Source organism: Sphingobacterium yanglingense (assembly GCF_004363245.1).
Lineage (GTDB): Bacteria > Bacteroidota > Bacteroidia > Sphingobacteriales > Sphingobacteriaceae > Sphingobacterium > Sphingobacterium yanglingense.
Genome location: NZ_SNYV01000011.1, coordinates 308,326 through 326,972, shown reverse-complemented (window position 1 = coordinate 326,972; position 18,647 = coordinate 308,326). Strand labels below are relative to the sequence as shown.

Genomic DNA, 18,647 nt, shown 5'->3' with positions numbered 1-18,647 from the left:
ATTCATATATAATAACTTGTTTTAACAGCTACATGAATATCCAGGGGGATATTTCATATATTTGTTTGGTTAGGTAAAAAATGTAATACTTCAGAACTATTATTTTATCACCTGACACGAGCCGGAGGTGTTAGCGCACCGCCGGTTTCTCGTTCTGGTCAGGCAAACACACAAAAACTATTTTCTGCTCATCCTGATCCTCCTTCCTTCTAATGAAATTTTCACTTTATTTGTTAATTCGATTTTACGCAAGACATCTTTTATGTCCTCGTATCTAGAAATGGAACCACTGAATGCGATATTAGATAGATCATCGCTGTAAATTGTCTCTACATCATACCATCTTTCTATCTGCCGCATCATTGCAGGTATACTGGTTTCATCAAATACAAACTTGCCATTTTTCCATGCTATGGTTTCGGCAGCATCGACTTTAGAAACATGGATCGCCGTTGCTAGCGAGGTACCTTGTTCGCCCGGGTTAAGTACAGCACTCTGGTTTTGCAAGCCCCCCTTTTCCACGGTCGACAGCTTCACTTTTCCTCTTAACAGGGTCGTGGTAACGGCTCCTTCGTCCGGGTAGGCATGAGTATTGAACACGGTCCCCAGCACCCGCACTTCCTGTCTATCCGTCTTAACGACAAATGGCTGTTTGGCATCATGGCTAACTTCAAAATAGGCCTCACCACTTAACTGCACTCTGCGCTCCCCTTGTGCAAACTTTTGCGGATAGGTAAGTGTAGTCATTGCATTTAAGTAGACCTTGGTGCCATCGGATAGCGTTACTTGGTACTGCCCGCCTTTGGGTGTAGATAAAACCAACAATGGAGATTGGACATCCGTTACTTTGCTACCGTCACTATACGTAAGTTCCTCGCCGATGACGATTCCTTGTTTACTTCCGTCGAGCGCAAGCTTGGCGCCATCCGCAAAGGTTAATGTGGCTTTATTCGACCCAGGAACAACCTGATCAGCGCGACTTAAGTTTTCTGAGGGCGTAGAACTAAGTCGTTGGGAATAGATGTAAAGCCCAATAGCTACAGAACAGAAAACAACAATAGCTGCAGCATATTTGATCCAGTGTAGACGACGTACCTTACTTTTGGCCAAGGTATGGTCTGCAATGGCGATCCATCTGTCGGACACGATTTGATCGGCTTCTATTTGATCGGTCAGCCGGCTGTTTTCATCGCTATAGTGGAGATAGTCTTGGATGAACCGTAACAATACAGTATCGTTCTCCCTAATACCGAAATAGTTGTACAGGGATTGTATCTCGTCTGTATTGGCTTCATCATTTAAATATTTATCAAATAGTAGCTTTATATTTTTCTCTTCCATTGTATAATAAGCACACTTTAAATCTTTCGGCTTTATTACAATACGGCTGGACTATGAAAAGTAATAGGGGTAATTGTTATTTTTTTAAACTAACGGATCAATTGCTCGACCATAACACTACAAAGCATCAAATAGCCGATGGGCAATAGATATTCGCGCATCTTCTTTCCGGCTTCTTGGATGAGACGATTGACGGCCTGTTTGGAAATGCCTAGTCTTTGCTGTATCTCTTTATAAGACAATCCTTCAATCTTGTATAACGTGTAAACCTCACGCTGGCGTGGAGGCAACTTAGAGAGGGCGGCATCTACCGCTGCACGCATATCTTTCTGATCCATAAACCGAGATACACTGTCATACCCCTCTGTTAGATCTGTTCGCGATTGTATATAGAGCTGTTGGTGTAAGGAATTTCGGAATTTATCTTTTGCCATATTGGTCGCTATGGTATGGAGATAACCACCAAAGGACTTATCGGGATCAATATCGGCACGGAGTTGCCACACTTTGACAAATAGATCCTGAAGGATGTCGCCCGCAAGGTCTTTGTCACGAAGTAGTGTCACGAGCTTTGCTGTAAGCTTGGCCGCATAGCTCTGATAAAGTTTTTCAAAAGCGTCATGATCACCAGCCTGCAACCGAAACAACAAATCTTTTTCATCCATATGGTTAGTATTCGAATTCAGTTATTCCGAATGGTCCCAAAGTTAATGGATAGTTTGTTGAAAATAAAATTTTTGAGTATGCAGAATATAAAAGGTTAAAATCAAGATAAAAAAGAAGCTGTATCGATATCAGATACAGCTCTATTATACAATTGGTTATATTAATATCGATTTGAGAATACAACAAATGGCATTACCCTTTCTTCTTCAAAGACCCCAAAACCGATACCTTCCAAATAAGCTTTCAATTGCTCTGGTGTATATTCGTAGATATCCCTCGGAAAGTCAAAATCATAGCGTTGAGATTGATGGGTGATGACTTCATTGGTCAGAATGGGCACAGCTGAAAAGGAATTCAACCAATTCAGCAGATTATCGATCGTTCCGTTTTTGATATATTTTTCCTCAGCCTCTCTATTGGTGGACTTTCCTACATAGGTTTTATAATATTCTGTTGCTTGTCCTTGGTTGACCACATCAAATGTAGATTCGATATTTGCCAGTTTGGGGGTACTATTTAATACGAACACCGAAGTTTTCCTGTCTTCCTTTTTCAATTTGAAATTGAAATATCGGGAGATATCCTCTCGCATAAATTCTTTCACAACGTTAAAACGCAAGGTGTCCGGAAGGATAAGTTCATACGTGTACATACGATCCCGGTCAAAATCATCCACATTCAGGAAGGAACTTTGAAGCCTTGCATTAGAAGTCTCGAAAATCACCTGAGAATTCGGTATCGGCATGGCCATTTGAACGCCAGGTGTAGAAACCTTCAACTCATGGAAGATATTGCCCATAGTCATCAGCATTTTTAGCGTGGTGTTGTAGCGATATACCCGCTTGTCACGGACCACCCCAGACGGGGAAAACGAATTATAGCCCTGCGTAATACCTTCTATATATCCGGTTAACAAAGAGCGGTATTTTTGGCCAATATCTTCTCTGTTGAATAAATCTATAGTCAATGGTTTCTGACGGTCAAAATCAGGTATATCTTTTTTGGTGTGCGAGAAAAAACCTCCTTGCAGCACATGTCGAATATTCTCTGGTGTCACGTCACTCTTTTGAGTAATAGCTCTAAGCTTCCCCTCTCCATCGATCCAAACATATTGTGGTAAGCTTTGAAAGGGGAATAACTTACCCAATGTGGGCTCCAGATTGACATAGGGGAGCTTGACCTGATAATTTAAATTCTCCAATTGCTTCTCAAAAAGGTTTGAGATTTTCTTTTCGGTATCTTTGGTCTCGATCGCATTCACCAATATGATCTGTATCTCATCATCAAACTGCTTTTGCAATCGGTCAAATTGAGGAAAAGATTCGTAACAAGAGGGGCACCAGGTCGCCCAGAAATCCAGGATCAATAGTTTACCCTTAAAGTCCGAGATACGTACCTGATCGTTAGGATAGTTTTTTAAACCGGATATAAGGATATCTGGTACCGGATCGCCGATCGATATGGCACGAGTTTCAGAAACCGTTTGTGAAAACGAGGTAAAAGCAAACGAAACACCCAAAATAATGATAAATATGTGGTGAAATAGGTTCTTCATGATGTGGGGCTTATTTTGGATTCTGTTTCATGTTCGAATTTTCAATAATGTCCACTGGCAAAGGCAGAGCATACCGATTGTCATTCGGTGAAAGTTCATAGACGGTATTGCCCACTTTACGTTGTAATACGATATTGCGTTTTTCCTTATTTAGTCGTTTGATATCAGACCACCTCACGCCTCTGTTCAGTAACTCTTTCCTTCGCTCTAAAAGAATACGATCAAGTAACTCATCTCCACCCGATGGAATCTGAATGTCGACACCGGCAATATACCGATGAGACAGTAGTTGAGTCAACACATGGGCTGCCTCTTCATCCCGATTCAATCTCGCTAAACACTCGGATTGTATAAGGTATAATTCGTTCGTGGCCAAGCCTGTAAACGTGCGAGCTGATTTGGCAGAATAATTAGTCTTGAACCGATGATATGTACCTGAGGGAAGAAAGAAGGCTACTTTTCTCAAATCTTCCGCTACATAACTATTGTACAACATCGTATCTACATGTGCTGTAGCAGACCTTAAACCTCCCAGAAGACCAGTTTCAAAATAGAAAAATATTTCCTTGTTATGCTTCGGAAAAGGACTATTGGTCTGAATAGCGGTTAGATCTGATTTAAAATCCAGCAGCACCTCACCAATAGTTAAAGCCTGCTCTGTATAGTGTAACGCCTGCTCGTATTTACCCATACTTAAATAGGTTCTAGCCAATAGGGCATATAAGGCTTGATTGGATGGGCGAAACACGTGCAAAGAATGATTAGGGAGCAAGCCGATTGCCGAAGTCAGGTCATTGACAATCTTTTCATAGGTGTCTTTTACGCTGGCTCGGTCAACAATTAAATTGAAATTGGTACTAGTTCGTAATGGTATTCCCATATCAGCTTCATAAGTTTTTTCATCATAAACTTTCGCGTAGGTCCAGGCCAGATTTAAAAAAGCAAAAGATCGATAAAACAATGCCGAACCTTTGATACGGTCCCAAACCTCTGCATTTTTATCGGTTCTTTCGATATGATTCAAACCTTCCAAAGCTGTATTTGCGCGACCTACAATCTGATAATAAACGGACCAGTCGTTAGGCCATTGATAATGTACCGGATTCCAACGGTAGAACCCACGCTCTTGTTCTGAAAAAGCATTAAATACACTCTCAGTCACAAAAAAGTGATCAGCCGAATTCTCAGCTATGTTAGCACTATTGGTTTCGTTCATTCCGTTGAAATTATCAAGCAATGCTTGATAATCGGATAGATCTGCTAGTTCTCTCAAAGAATCATCGGACCGTTGATCCAAAAATTTTGTACAGGAAGAAACAATAGATAAGATTAAAGCGCAGCAAAGTAACATACGCAACATCTGGTGTGTTTTTATTTTTTTAAACATTGTATTCGAATTTAAAAGTTTGCTCGTAAACCAAAGGCGTATTGTATGGGAACAGATGGATTACCTATATTCTCAGGATCTAAACCTGCTGGATTCGCTTTCCAAACCACCCCCAGATTGGACAGGTTGGCATAAATGTCTACGTGACGCATACGGTTATTACTGCTTTTCACTAAAGGCAAGGCATAATTCAAATGGACATATTGTAGTCGAATATGATCCCCTCGCATAACATGTATCTCGGCACCATGATAGAAATAGTCGCGGCTGGAATTTATCGGATAAACAAAAGATGGTATCTGAGTAATCAATTCGTCACCAGGTTTCTGCCAACGCAATGAATAATCAGCGTTATTGTATTGGGTATTATTAGCTCCTCCTTGCTGTAAATCGTAATAATTTAAGGTGGGTTTTCGGAAATAATAACCAAGTTTATAGGTAAAATTAACAGATAAACTCAGATCCCTGTATTGAAAAGTACTATTAAAATTACCAAATACTGTAGGGATAGACGAACCTATAAACAACGTATTACCTTCTTGACCTGTCGTCATACCCCATCTTTCCACATTTATAGCATTGTAATCCGTAGTAGGTTGACCATTTACATATCCCTGTGGATTTCCCTGACTATCCAAGCCTGCCCAGCGATAAGCAGCAATGGCATACATAGGATATCCGGGGATAGGCATTATATCACTCCCGCTCATACTTAAACCGGACATTGGTTTATTTGCCGTAGGTGAATTGTATTGTAGAGTCTTGGAAATATTTCGACTAGCTAAAAGAGTCGTCTGCCATAGAAAACGATCTGAGGTCAGATTTTTACTTGTAAGGGTCAGATCAAAACCTCGACCATCACTCGTTGCTGCATTATACAACATGGTGGGGCTAGTACCCCAAGCTGTATAATCGTAATATACTCTTCCATAAAGATCATGTCCTCGTTTATTATACCATTCCAGACTCCCAGAAACCCGATCATTTTTAGATACGAATTCCAAGGCTAGATTGACTGTTGTTACCTTCTCCCAGCGAAGATCTGGATTTGGTGGCAAATCAGGTTGAATACTGAATAAGGTGAATGGAGTATAACTAGATTTCGTGATCCGCCCGACGATACGGGATGTCTTACTCGGATCTACATTCCCACTATGCCCGTAAGTTGCCCGCAACTTTACATAAGGAAAGGAGTTCCAATTGTAAAAAGGTTCCTTACTCAATTCCCAGGCTCCACCTACAGATAATAACGGTTTCCATTTGTTCTGATAATCCACACCAAATATATTGGAGGCGTCGTTACGCATACTTCCAGACAGGATGTATTTTCCTGCGTAGATATAGGAAAAATTGGCAAAAGCCGATACAAAACGATTTGTTTTTGAAATAAATGTAGGTGAAACATAAGGCGCAATATTAGTGGCCCAACCTGTTACGAAATCAGGATAAGAATTTACCTGATCTACTTTACCATAGAATAAGGGATCTTTTCCGTGTCCAAAAGATGCCCTTGTACCATAGTTCTGTCTAACCTGCCGAATCTCTGCACCCATCAGAGCATTCACCTGATGTCGCTCGCTCCAAGAGGTTTGATAGTTTAATTGTGCCCGGGAATTGTACGAATGAATTTTTTCATCGCTACCAGATAGGACACCTCCTAAGGGCACGATGTAAGCGACAACCCCTGTATTGCGGTTCAATTGACTGAACCGATTAATCAGATCTCGGGTTTGAAAACTCTCTATATCCATATAATTCTCGGAATCCACTCGTTGAATTTGGTATTGATATTTCACGTCCAGATTCAATCCTTTCATTAGCATATAATTGACCCCTACATTGGCTACGATTTCATCTCTTTTAACCGTATTCGCATTGTGCTTATAGTCCTCCAGAGGATAGTACTTCCAATCCAAAAGTTTGCCCATTCCGGCGGTATCCGTATAGGAGTGTCTTAACGTTGTAGCGACAGGAATTGGGTTTCCCAGTTCGTCCACAAAGCCCATATATGGATATGTCCTTCCTCCGGTTGTGATGCTATTAAATCCCGGTTTACCCGTCTGCGATGTCTGTTGGGTATAATATACCCCAACGTTGATCTTAAGAGCCTTGAGTGGACGATAGGTATTATCAAACCGGAAGTTGAGTTTATCGTTTTTCGCAGACAATTCGCTAACACCCTTATCGTAATTACCGGAAATGATCCAGGCCAGATTATCTGATCCTCCCCGTAGATTGAGGCTGTATTGCTGAGTAACCGGAGACTGATACATGTACCGCATAAATTGTTCCCTGCTATCGGTATTTTTCAATAAAGATAACTGCCGGTCCCCCTCTTCCTGAGAAAGACTACCTGCGGCCATTTTTTGCATAATCTCTACCACAGGCGTCAGTCCGTTTTGAGTTATATTGGTAAGAGTAGAATTAAAGTATCCATGCTCAAATATGAATTTTTCAAAATCCACATAATCAGCAGAAGAAATTTGCGGAATGCCAAGCAAATCCGGTTTTTCCGAAACGATGATATTGCTATTGAATCCTACCTGTAGGGGTTGATTAAACTTCCCTTTCTTACTGGTCAGGATAATCACCCCATTACCAGCTCTAGCACCCCATATCGAAGCGGCAGCAGCATCTTTCAAGATGGTTATATTTTCAATATCATTTGGGTTGATATTCTCTAAATTTCCTTCAAAGGGAAAACCGTCTAGTACGATCAGCGGATCCAAAGGACCATGTATAGTGCTCAACCCTCTTACCGTAATGTTCGTACGCCTTTCCTGTGAAGGTTTTTTCGTATCGAACAACACCCCACTAGCAATACCATCTAGGCGTTGAAGAATATTAGTCCCCACCTGTTCATTCAGCTTCTTGTTGTCGATAAAGTCAAAACTACCCGTCGCCCTTTCCTTCGGCAACTGCTGATACCCCGTATTCACCATGACCTCCACCTCCTCCACTTCAGCAGAAAATGGCTTCAACACAATGGTTCCCATATCCGCTCGGACCGTAAGCTTTTGTGCAGTATATCCGAGAAACACTACCTCCAGCTTCGTGCCGGCTTCGACCTGCTTAATTTCAAAATATCCCTCCTCATCCGTCTTGGTCTGCATCATAGTACGCTTCCCCTGGTCATCCAGCACGTAAATGGAGGCGCCAACCAAGGCTTCCCCTTTTTCGTTGGTGACGCGACCGCGGATGGGTTGCTGTTGTGTTGGATTTTCTCCAAGATCAGCACCATTAGATTTTCTCACCGCTTGACGCTTAATGGCAATAGACTCTCCTTTGATCTGGTATGTCAATGCCAGCGGTTTCAGTAGCTGGTCAAGGCTCTCTGCCAGTGTCTTATTGACCAGATCGATAGTTACTGTATTCTTACCTTCCAGCAGGTCATCGCTGTAGACAAAGGTGTAAGCACTTTGCTTGCTCAGCTCGATCAGCACCTTCTGTAAAGGTGCCTGCTTCACGCTCAGGTTTATCCGCTGCGCACGTGCATCAGCAAAAGCCGCCAGCATGGATACTAAAAACAAGAATAAGGTTAGCTTCATGTAGTAAACGTATTTAGGTATACACCATCTCCTATTACGCTGTTTTTTATCGTTCATAATTTTAATTTGTCAGTTATTTATGAACAATACAGCTTTGCTTCCCTCCCCGGGGAACAATAGGTTTGTTCCATTGGCAAGGAATGTTTAAGTTTGTATTGTTCGGTTTTGTATAAATGGATTACGCTCCTTTTTGTCATTCCGATATCCTGCCGACAGTGTTTCCCGCACTGCGGCAGTCTTTTTTTAAGGCGGAATTAACGCTCTAGTTTCTTATTGCTGTTACCCTCCTTTCTTCGACTTTAAAATGAATGCCTGTCTCTAGCGTGATCGCTTCAAGCACTGTAGAAAGCGTAGCACTGCGTGGTATAATCACCGATAATTTACGTTGGCTGTATGCCCCCATATCCACCTCGATATTGTACCAGCGTGCTAGCTGTTTCCCAAATACACCAATCTCCTGATTTCTCAAAACGTACATCCCATCCTTCCAGGAGATCACCTGATCGATATCTACCTTTTGGACACGCAGACCTCCGCCTGCTAGATTCTGGGACTGCTGCCCTGGTTTTAGTAAGATTTCTTTGTTGCTACTGAGCTGTAGGATGCGTACACTACCCTCACTAAGGGTGGTCCATATCGCTCCATCATCTTCATACGCATTGATATTAAAATGGGTACCCAATACTTCCAGACGCTGATCATCCGTTTCAACGATAAAAGGTCTTTTTGGGTCTTTTGCCACTTCAAAATAAACTTCTCCCTTGACCGAAACCTGCCGATTCTCCGAAAAAAAGGCTGAAGGATAGCGGATTTCGGATGCCGCATTGAGCCATACCTTGGTACCATCAGGTAAGATGGCTCGGTACTGCCCGCCCATAGGCGTACGCAAAGCGACCAGACTCGGTTTATCTAAGCTCGCTAGCAACTTTCCATCTACATATCGTACACTATTGCCATCATTGATAATCTCCTCTCCTTTGCCGTCCAACACATAATCCTTACCATCTGCCAGCGTAAGGATAGCCCGGTCGGTGCCGGGAGTAATATTATTTTCGTCAACATTTCCCTGCGTAATTCTTGTCATTTCATCCGTCGGCTTATACGCAAACTGATAAATAGCCCAGCTTGCTGTCAAAAGCAGCGCAATACTCGCGGCTACACGCAAAAATGACCAGTGTTTAACTTGTGTAGTGCGGGTATACTCCTGTAGGGTCCCATACGCGGCCGAATCGACCGACCGAATTTTACTATCCAGCGCAGAAAGGTCCATATCTTCCTGCAATGCCCGTTCAATATACTGTCTTAGCTCTGCTTCAGACCGCACATCATCAAAATACGCCAAAAGGCGATCCAGGTCTTCTGTAGTATATGCTCCATGGAGATAACGTATAAACAGTTTCTTTAGGTTTTCTTGTTGTTCCACAATCGTACTTTATAGGATTACAATCCTACACGTCTTATCGGGTACAAGGAAATGAAAAATATTTTTTAGTTTAAAGTCGCCGCAAAAGAAGCGGACAGCAGCACCGCCAGCAGAAAATCCGGATAATGGATAAGGCTCTCTTTGATTAGCTGATTGGCGCGCTTGATCTGGGTGTGAACCGTATGCACAGAGAGGTGAAGCTCGGCCGCTACCTCTTCGTACGTTTTGCCGTCCAGTTTGCATCGTACAAAGATCTGGCGTTGCCTTGGGGGCATCTTATCGATAATCTTTTTCAGTATCTCCCGTTGTTCTTTTTGATAGAGGCTGGACTCGATCTGTTCATAACCTTGTTCTAATATAGGGTACAGATAAGCCCGGTACTTCTGGTCATGTGTTGCCTTTTTGAAAATATTAAAGGATTTATTACTAGCAATCTGATAAAGGTACGGCACAATACTTTTGTCAACCTGAATCATACTTCTATGATCCCACAGTGCAATAAAGGTCTCCTGCAATACTTCTTGCGCGAGATCTGTAGATTTAAGCAGACGGATGAGATGGCCGGTCAAGCGGTAATGGTAAGCTTTATAAATATGTTCAAATGCTGCCCTATCCCCTTGCTTCAGTAGCTTCAAGAGGTCGATTTCTTCGGAAAGAGGCAACATATCCATGGAATTCTTTAGTTAGTCCGTTTACGAAGAAAAGAAATATTTGGGATAATGTCAATGCTGAGTGTCTTATCAGGTGATTTTCTAAAAGGATAAAGGCGGATAATTATCTAAGGAATGTTTAGTCTTAAAACATACAAGGGATTCGATGATATAAGCAGTCCCAATTATGTGAAACTGCTTATTTTTTTCTAAAGTTTACAGTTAATTCGTCCCCTCCTTTTTAATAACAAATACATTTATTTCACGCACTGCACTTTCAAGCTTCAAACCCGATTTAGCCAATTGCGCATTGAGCATTTCAAGATTATCGGTCACGCTGATATTGAGGTCAATCTTTCCTTTATATCCAGTTTCATTCACAATGAACTTTCCCCCTAATCTCTGGTCGCTGAGGATTCCCAATACATAAGCAAATCGCACATTTTCCAATTGGATCTTCTTATTCCAGTCAATGGACTTATAGCGTTTGGTTGAAGCCTTTGATACAGAAATTTGACCAATGCATTTCATTACAAGACATTCTCGCCTTTCTTTTTGCATTCTAGCTTGATACCCTGATGCCTTGTTCAGCAGCTCTAACATAGTTGTATTCAAGCTAAGTTGATCACTGGTCGGAGCGATCAGATCCATAGTATAGGCTATATTCAATCCAACTGAATCGGTAGTCCTAATTTGGAAATTCTCATCAAAAAACGGTTCGCCAATGGCCGAAAACAACTTAGGTGCTAGATCTCGATAAATGGTTATAAGCGGCAGATTAACAAAACTTATACTGAAATACCCTTTGTGAAAATTTCTTGAGAATTTAACCACAGGAAGATAATCCTGATACCCTTTCAGCACCAATTGATAGTATTGTAAAGCATTTTTATCAGCTTCTGTACCTAGCAAAATCGGACGATTTTTATCGAATACAGGTTTCGCTTGAAGATTTAACGGTTTACCCGCAAAAAACATATTTAGATTATCTTGATTAATCGGTTGCTGTGAGGTTTGGTTGCGAACTATTCCCTCCGCATCAATCCAAATTACCTGTGGCACCGAAGCATGCGGAAAATACTGTTTCAACAGTTTATCCTCGATAATACCAGGCAGATGCAAGCCATGTTGTTTCCAAATCCGATCCGCGATCGTACTATTCTCAAAAGTAACCGCTATAAAACTACCTTTTTCTGTCAATCTATCGATGAAGGAGCTGGTTTCTTTTAGTGAGTTAATACATGGCGAGCACCAGCTCGCCCAAAAATCGAAGACGATAGGATTTCCTCTGAGGTGTTCCAATGTACGGATCAATGTATCGCCATTGCTGTAAAACTTATGTTTATAAGTCCAAAATTCCTCTGGGACCTTTTGACCAACAGTAAGTACCCCTATCGACTCTTGTGTAACAGACTTTGCGGATCCGTTAACGATTTGTCCTTTGGAAGATAAAAAAGCACAAGTAAAACCAAATAATAAGACAAATGAAAGAACATCTGCTTTTTGAATATTTATGAACATAATTTCCGGCAAGTTAAATTGTAAAGTTCCATTGTATTTCTATCTCGGGTTTTGAACGATATCAGAAAGTTCAATAATATCGCTAGGGATTGGCAGCGCATAGCGTAGGTCATTGGGTTGTAACACGAATTCTTTTCCCTCAACTATTCTTTTCAATACAATATTTGCGCCGTCTCTATTTAGCCGTTTCAGATCGTACCATCGAATCCCTCTAAAAACCAAGCTTTTTCGTCGCTCTAACAAGATTCGTGCGAGCAATTCCTCGCTGCCTATGTCCTTAACTTCTTGATAAGTTGTTTTACCATTTTCTTTTTTGAAACGCGTTACCAAAAGTGTATTCAGGTCTTTCAGGGCGACATCAGTTCTTTTCAACCGCACTGCCGCTTCTGCCCGAATTAAATAAAGTTCATCAATCGCAAACCCTATGAATATTGAGTTTGTCCCTGTATAAAATCCGCGAAAACCATAAGTACCATCATTATTTTTGATAAAATATAGATCAAGACGTAGATCATTAAGGTCATAACTGGCAATCAGGTCAGACACAATTTGTGCCCGAACATTATTCAAAATCTGAGGATAACCAGCTAGTCCTTGATAAACGAGTTCCTTATTGTATCGTGGAATGGGATACGGATTTATTGGATCCAATACGGAATAATCCAACAATTGGCTATTCGATGCCAACGCAGCATCGGCGTACTTAAAGGCGTTCTCATAATCCGCCATATACAAATACACTTTGGCCAAAAGTGCATAAGCTGCAACACGGTTGGGCTCTACAGGAATGTGAGGTTTATCTGTCAAGAGCGTTACCGCCAAACTAGCATCTGCAATGATCTGTTTGTAGGTATCTTCCAAAGATGCCCTAAAGGATCGTTTATTAAAATCCGTATCGAGACGGATCGGCATGCCTAGCGTACTCGATGCTTTTTTGGGGTCATAGGCTACACACCAGATCAAACTCGCATGAAACAGCTTCTCTGCTCGCGTAAATAAAGCTCTTCCTTTTATGTAATCATATTGAGTAGCATTTCGATTATTTCGATCAATTTTTGTCAGTCCCTCTAAGGCAGCATTAGCATAATAGATTGCGGTATAATAACGTGCCCAATCGGAAGCTATCGACCCTTCGGGGAATAAATCATAGGCATCCCATTGGTACATCCTCCGGTGGAAATCGGACGAAAGCGAAGCAAGGTTGGCGTCAGTCACCGTAAACTCGCCCGCGCTCACTTCCAAAGCATCGCTTTCTATGATCTGAACATTATAATTGTCAACCAGTGCCTGCAGATCATCCAGACTTTCGGGTACAGCCAGCTTTTGATCCGGTTTGACATCAAGGTATTTTTCACAGGAAGGCAACAGGAAACAGGTCATAAAAAGTAGTGAGAGCCTACTCAAGTCTTTGATGATATATCTTTTCATAACGTACACTTAATATTAAATGAATAAATTTTTGAGGGTGAAAAACCTGTATTCGAAGATGTGCTAAAATCAGGGTCTATACCCACTTTGTTTTTTCGATAGATCAACCCTAGGTTGTTGACATTGAGCGAAAGTAGCACATCCTTGAACCAGTTTTTAGCAGTACCTTTGATCCTATAAGCAAGGTTCAAATACTCAAACCGCATATGATCTCCCCTTTCGACAAATGGCTCCGCATAAGGATAGAAATTTTCAGCACCCGACAATACAGGGTAAGCCATCGCTGGAATATCGGTTTTCTTTTCATCACCGGATTGCCGCCAGCGCTCGTTAAAATCACCATGTCCATTCCAAGCAGAAAACAGCGAACTATATCGTATGGTCTCCCTGCGGAAATAATAGTCAAACTTGAATGTCCAACGCATGGTCAGTACCCAGTCGCGCCAAGCAATGGTGTTGCCAATAGATCCAAAAATTTTGGGCAATATGCTCCCATGAAATACAAGGTCATCCACTGTGGCATTAGATCCAGTAAATTTACGGTATTCCCGAGAAGGTTGTCCATCAAGAAGTCCCAGTGCCGCACCATCAGTCGGGTCTAGGCCCATCCACTTGTACGAATACATGGAGTAGACTGGTGCTGCTTCCTTGCCAGATATCGGGTTCGTGCTTCTAATAAATTGTGTAGCAGCTCTGCTTTCCATATGATATTTGGTTATTTTGTCACTATTAAAACTCAGGTTAAGGTCAGAGTTCCAACGCAGCATTCCCGTAGTATTAATCGATTTCAGATTCAGGTCGAGGCCTTTTCCCTGCATGGCCGCCACATTTTTCACTACAAAAGCACCTATGCCAGTTGTATAATCTACAGGCGTTATTCCGTAGAGATCATGTCCTTTTTTTAGGTATCCCTCCAGTGTACCCGATATCCGTTTATTTTTCATAGCGAAGTCAAGACCGATATTTACTGTTGATACACTTTCCCATTTCAACTCAGGGTTAGCATAATTATCAAACCACGCATAAGGAGTTTGTGTAAAAGGATTAGGCCCTGCATACTTAATCGTGGTCAGTGCTACCTTAGCTGGATTAAGATTCCCTCCTTTGCCATAAGTTGTACGCAACTTTAAATAGGAAACCACATTCGGATTCCAAAACTTCTCGTTCGATATCGTCCAGCCTAAGCCTGCAGACCAAAACGGATTCCACTTGTCCTTGACGTTGAGGCCAAATAAGTTGGATGCATCACGACGCGCACTGAAAGTGGCTGTATACTTTTCGTCAAACAAGTAAGAAGCATTTAAAAATGTTGAAATAAACCGATTCTCTTTCTGGCTTATCGAAAGACCATTCATCACATAGTTTTTAGCTCCGGTAACATAATGGACATAAGGAACAGTGAGGTCAAACTGCGCATACGATAAATTGTCTTCATTATAACCATATAGCCTGTTGCCATTACCTAGAGAACTAACATTTCTCAATTCCGACCCCATAAGCGCATACACTTTATGCAGATCTTCTTCCCAGTTAAAATCCAGCTGTCCACGTACATTGTGGCTTTTGAGCATACTGTTTAACTGATCAAATATTCCACCCTTGGGGATTTTAAAATCTGTTTTTCCTGTAGCCGTATTTAGAACGGCATATGAATTGATCATATTCCTTGCCTCATAACTATCGATATCACTCAAGGTTTCCATCCTACCCGATTCCGCTTGATATTGGTATCGCAGCGAGAATCCAAACCATTTGGGTAATTTATAGGTTAATGCAGTGGACAAGATCGTATTTTGTATCTGTTGCCTTTGCACACTGTGCTTATAATCTTCCAGCGGGTAATACCGCCAGTCCAATAATCCTTTATCTACTTGCTGTTCCAGATACATTCCGCTCCAGTCTTTGAGCAGAGGCAGGGCATTGCCATCAGCATCTGCTAGCTCTGCATAAGGAAATAGTCCACTACCGGCTATGATATTTCCATAACCCGGTCTGCCACTCCGCACGTTCTGGAAAGAAATATTCATGCCACCTTCGAATGTGAGTGATTTGGAAAGTAATACCTTGGCATTCATTAACACATTATTCCGCCGAACCCGATTATCCAGATTATTGATCTGCAAACCATTTCCAACAGAGGCATTCCATATCAGCCGATCCGTGCCCTGTGATAGTCCTATAGTCGACTGCTGCTGCAGGCCTATCTGATAGAAATATTTTTCGAAATCGTTTCTTACATCGACATTTCTGAGGCGGGAGATTTCCTCGTCAATTTCTGTGATTTCATATTGATCCTGGCTTGCCTTTTTATGAATCAACAGTTCAACAATAGGTGAAAGCACCGGATGTTGAGTCGAATTTATGGAACCATCATAATACCCCTTATTGAATAGCATAGTTTCTACATCGATCATATCCGACGAAGAAACACGATCCAATGAAAAGAGATCCGGCTTTTGCTGAACCGTCGTCAACAGGTTGAGGTCTATTTTTAGTTTCTGATTGGTTGTTCCTTTTTTGGTTGTGATGACAATAACACCATTTCCCGCCCGAGCGCCCCATATTGAAGCTGCTGCTGCATCTCGTAAGATGGTGATATTTTGGATATCATCCGGATTGATGCTATTCAGATCACCTTCAAATGGAAAATTATCCAGTACAATCAAAGGCTGGGTCTCCCCTTGGATGGTACTCATGCCCCGCACCAAGAATTGTTCCTTTCCGCTCTTTGCATTACGATCCACCACCAGCCCAGATGCTACCGCTGGGAGGCGATCCATAATATTAAAATTGATCTGTTCATTGATCCGATCTTTTCCGACAAAAGAAAAGGAACCCGTCGCTCTCTCTTTCGGTAACTGCTGATATCCCGTACTCATCATTACCTCAACCTCTTCCACTTCAGCAGAAAATGGTTTCATTGCAATAGTCATCATATCAGAACTTACTAAGATCGTCTTTGTCGTATACCCCAGATAAACCACTTCGATCTTAGCTCCCACTTTATCCTGCTCCAGCAAAAAATAGCCCTGATCATCCGTCTTGGTCTGCACCGTAGTACGCTTACCTTGATCATCCAGCACATAGACTGAAGCGCCCGCCAATGGTTCCCCTTTTTCATTGATCACACGGCCACGGATGGTTTGCTGTAGCTGAAACTCATCTAGCACCGTAACCGAATTCCCCTTTTTGGAAAGTGCTATTGCTGATACGATATTTCCCTGGACCGCATAACCAAAAGGCTGCCCACGGAATAATTGCGGAAGTAAATCGAGTACCTCTTTATCTTCAGCTACCAGACTGACCGGCTTGGCCTGTTTAAAAAACTCATCTTTAATAATAAAGGAATAGCCCGACTGCCGTTGTATCTGCTGGACCACAGACTTAAAGGTAGCGCCTTGTGTACGCAGGGTCACTTTCTGTGCCATCGTACTCGCCCAAGCGCCCCACGATAATGCAAATGTCAGAAAACAGATTAGTTTCATGATGATTACTGCTTGTATTACTGGCCGTCTATTACGATGGATAACTGCAAACAGGTACCGCATGAGGTAATGGACTCCATAAAATTTATTCATAATAGGATCATTATTACGCAATACAGATCCTTCCTTTCGGTTAGCAAAAAGCTCTTTATCATACAGAGATTTTTGACTAAATTTGTATTGCTAGGTTAAAAATTAGATTACGAAATATGCTGATTTGGATCTGGCTGTGCCGGAATTGTTGCTAGCTTTTCCGGCTTTTTTCTGATATACTCAACTATCATCAAGAACTTTCATCCGTATCGGTCGCCATAGCATCATGAAAGTCTCTATAGTTATCGTTGCCAAAACCCTTTGTATTATACGCGAATAGATCTATTCCATAACGACAACCCTCCTTCCTTCTATTTTAAACTTGACGCCGTAATTAAGCGTAAGTGCATCCAATATAGTTGATAGTTTGGCTTCTCGATTTAAAGCAATATATGCCCGTGCTGACGGTTGCGATCCGATCTCAAAAGTCACATCATACCACCGCTCCAGTTCAGGTATGATCTCGGACAAGGTGACAGCAGTTCGGATAAAATAGCCTTCCCTCCACGCAGCAAAATCACTGACGTCAGGAACAGCCTTTATCTGTATAGACTGCTTAGAAACTACGGCCTGCTGACCAGGAGTCAACACCTGCTTCTGTAAGGTAGCTTTACTTTCGATCTCCACTTTTCCTTCCAGCAGGGTGGTCACACCGGGTATAGTTCCGTCATAATCATTGATATTAAACTTAGTTCCCAGTACCTTGACATACTGTCCATTGGCGTGAACGACAAACGGTTTGCCATTTTGATGACTGACTTCAAAATAGGCTTCTCCCGTTAACGTCACATCACGCTGCACTCCGTCAAATGTCAGCGGATACCGTAAGGAAGAGGCCGCATTGAGCCACACTACGGTACCGTCGGCAAGTTCCACCCGATACTGTCCGCCATTCGGTGTTTTGAGTGTTGCGTATTTGGTGGGAGAAATTTGCAAAGGCGTACCATCACTGTATTGAAGCTTCTGGGCTACCCTTATCCCAGTCTGTGCTTGGTCTAAACTGACTTCGCTACCATCATCCGTTATTAGGGTGGCACGCATGCTACCTGGCATGACGTCATCTCCATACTTGCTAACCAGCTCCCTTTGTTTAAGGTTACTATTATAATTGTAGTAATACAAAATTCCTGAGCCTATGAATCCTATCAGCAACACCGCAGCGGCAATCCGCCTTAGCATACTGATAGACTTTTTACGCGGTGCATGTACTTGTTCGAAAATACGCTGCCCTATCCCATCAGCCAGTTTCGTTATCGCAGGTATTTTTTCTGGAGCGATATCGGATTGTAGTTCTTCGACAAGTCTCGCTGTTAATGTATGGTCATCCCTTTCTAGCTGAAAGTAATCCAACAAGATATCCAGTTCTTCAGGACTGTAATCTCCCGTTAGATATTTTCGAAACAAAACCTGTATCTGCTGTTGATTGTTCATTTCTTCTTTTATAGCTGATACACACGACTAGCGAATATCATTGATGAAAAAATGAAAATAAAAAACAAACAGCTGATTTATAAGTGATTATTTTTTCATCACAGCATAGGTATCGGTAT

The 18,647-nt window shown here is 41.9% G+C and carries 11 protein-coding genes; all 11 read right to left on the bottom strand.

Features of this window, described 5'->3' with window-relative positions:
- Positions 1–177: 177 nt before the first annotated feature.
- On the bottom strand, positions 178–1,341 hold the full coding sequence (locus CLV99_RS03485) for a FecR family protein (RefSeq protein WP_133583097.1): 1,164 nt from the start codon (positions 1,339–1,341) through the stop codon (positions 178–180).
- A gap of 89 nt (positions 1,342–1,430) precedes the next feature.
- The gene (locus CLV99_RS03480; protein WP_133583096.1) at positions 1,431–2,006 is read right to left on the bottom strand and encodes an RNA polymerase sigma factor; all 576 of its coding nucleotides are present in this window, start codon (positions 2,004–2,006) and stop codon (positions 1,431–1,433) included.
- Positions 2,007–2,167: 161 nt separating this feature from the next.
- Positions 2,168–3,562: a TlpA family protein disulfide reductase gene (locus CLV99_RS03475; protein ID WP_133583095.1), complete on the bottom strand. Its 1,395-nt coding sequence runs from the start codon at positions 3,560–3,562 to the stop codon at positions 2,168–2,170.
- 10 nt (positions 3,563–3,572) lie between these two features.
- Positions 3,573–4,949 carry a RagB/SusD family nutrient uptake outer membrane protein gene (locus CLV99_RS03470; protein WP_133583094.1) on the bottom strand — a complete coding sequence of 459 codons (1,377 nt, stop codon included), beginning with the start codon at positions 4,947–4,949 and terminating at the stop codon, positions 3,573–3,575.
- Between the two features lie 11 nt (positions 4,950–4,960).
- Positions 4,961–8,554 (bottom strand): SusC/RagA family TonB-linked outer membrane protein, encoded by a 3,594-nt coding sequence (locus tag CLV99_RS03465; protein ID WP_133583093.1) that lies wholly within the window; start codon positions 8,552–8,554, stop codon positions 4,961–4,963.
- 205 nt (positions 8,555–8,759) lie between these two features.
- Complete coding sequence (locus CLV99_RS03460) at positions 8,760–9,920, bottom strand: FecR family protein (protein WP_133583092.1); 1,161 nt, start codon at positions 9,918–9,920, stop codon at positions 8,760–8,762.
- Positions 9,921–9,985: 65 nt separating this feature from the next.
- Positions 9,986–10,591, bottom strand: a complete 606-nt coding sequence (locus CLV99_RS03455) for an RNA polymerase sigma factor (protein WP_133583091.1) — start codon at positions 10,589–10,591, stop codon at positions 9,986–9,988.
- A 201-nt stretch (positions 10,592–10,792) separates the two neighbouring features.
- Positions 10,793–12,091, bottom strand: a complete 1,299-nt coding sequence (locus CLV99_RS03450) for a TlpA family protein disulfide reductase (RefSeq protein WP_133583090.1) — start codon at positions 12,089–12,091, stop codon at positions 10,793–10,795.
- Positions 12,092–12,130: 39 nt separating this feature from the next.
- Positions 12,131–13,519, bottom strand: coding sequence for a RagB/SusD family nutrient uptake outer membrane protein (locus CLV99_RS03445; RefSeq protein ID WP_133583089.1), 1,389 nt, complete (start codon positions 13,517–13,519; stop codon positions 12,131–12,133).
- Entirely contained in the window at positions 13,516–17,097 is a 3,582-nt protein-coding gene (locus CLV99_RS03440; protein WP_133583088.1) for a SusC/RagA family TonB-linked outer membrane protein, read from the bottom strand. Before CLV99_RS03440 ends, CLV99_RS03445 begins: the two co-directional genes overlap by 4 nt.
- A gap of 282 nt (positions 17,098–17,379) precedes the next feature.
- Positions 17,380–18,528, bottom strand: coding sequence for a FecR family protein (locus tag CLV99_RS03435; protein ID WP_133583087.1), 1,149 nt, complete (start codon positions 18,526–18,528; stop codon positions 17,380–17,382).
- Positions 18,529–18,647 lie beyond the last annotated feature (119 nt).

Excerpts from the sequence above, each read along its gene's own strand:
- CLV99_RS03445 (WP_133583089.1), bottom strand. The coding sequence starts at position 13,519 with ATGAAAAGATATATCATCAAAGACTTGAGTAGGCTCTCACTACTTTTT.
- CLV99_RS03440 (WP_133583088.1), bottom strand. The coding sequence starts at position 17,097 with ATGAATAAATTTTATGGAGTCCATTACCTCATGCGGTACCTGTTTGCA.
- CLV99_RS03465 (WP_133583093.1), bottom strand. The coding sequence starts at position 8,554 with ATGAACGATAAAAAACAGCGTAATAGGAGATGGTGTATACCTAAATAC.
- CLV99_RS03470 (WP_133583094.1), bottom strand. The coding sequence starts at position 4,949 with ATGTTTAAAAAAATAAAAACACACCAGATGTTGCGTATGTTACTTTGC.
- CLV99_RS03455 (WP_133583091.1), bottom strand. The coding sequence starts at position 10,591 with ATGGATATGTTGCCTCTTTCCGAAGAAATCGACCTCTTGAAGCTACTG.
- CLV99_RS03480 (WP_133583096.1), bottom strand. The coding sequence starts at position 2,006 with ATGGATGAAAAAGATTTGTTGTTTCGGTTGCAGGCTGGTGATCATGAC.
- CLV99_RS03475 (WP_133583095.1), bottom strand. The coding sequence starts at position 3,562 with ATGAAGAACCTATTTCACCACATATTTATCATTATTTTGGGTGTTTCG.
- CLV99_RS03450 (WP_133583090.1), bottom strand. The coding sequence starts at position 12,091 with ATGTTCATAAATATTCAAAAAGCAGATGTTCTTTCATTTGTCTTATTA.
- CLV99_RS03485 (WP_133583097.1), bottom strand. The coding sequence starts at position 1,341 with ATGGAAGAGAAAAATATAAAGCTACTATTTGATAAATATTTAAATGAT.
- CLV99_RS03435 (WP_133583087.1), bottom strand. The coding sequence starts at position 18,528 with ATGAACAATCAACAGCAGATACAGGTTTTGTTTCGAAAATATCTAACG.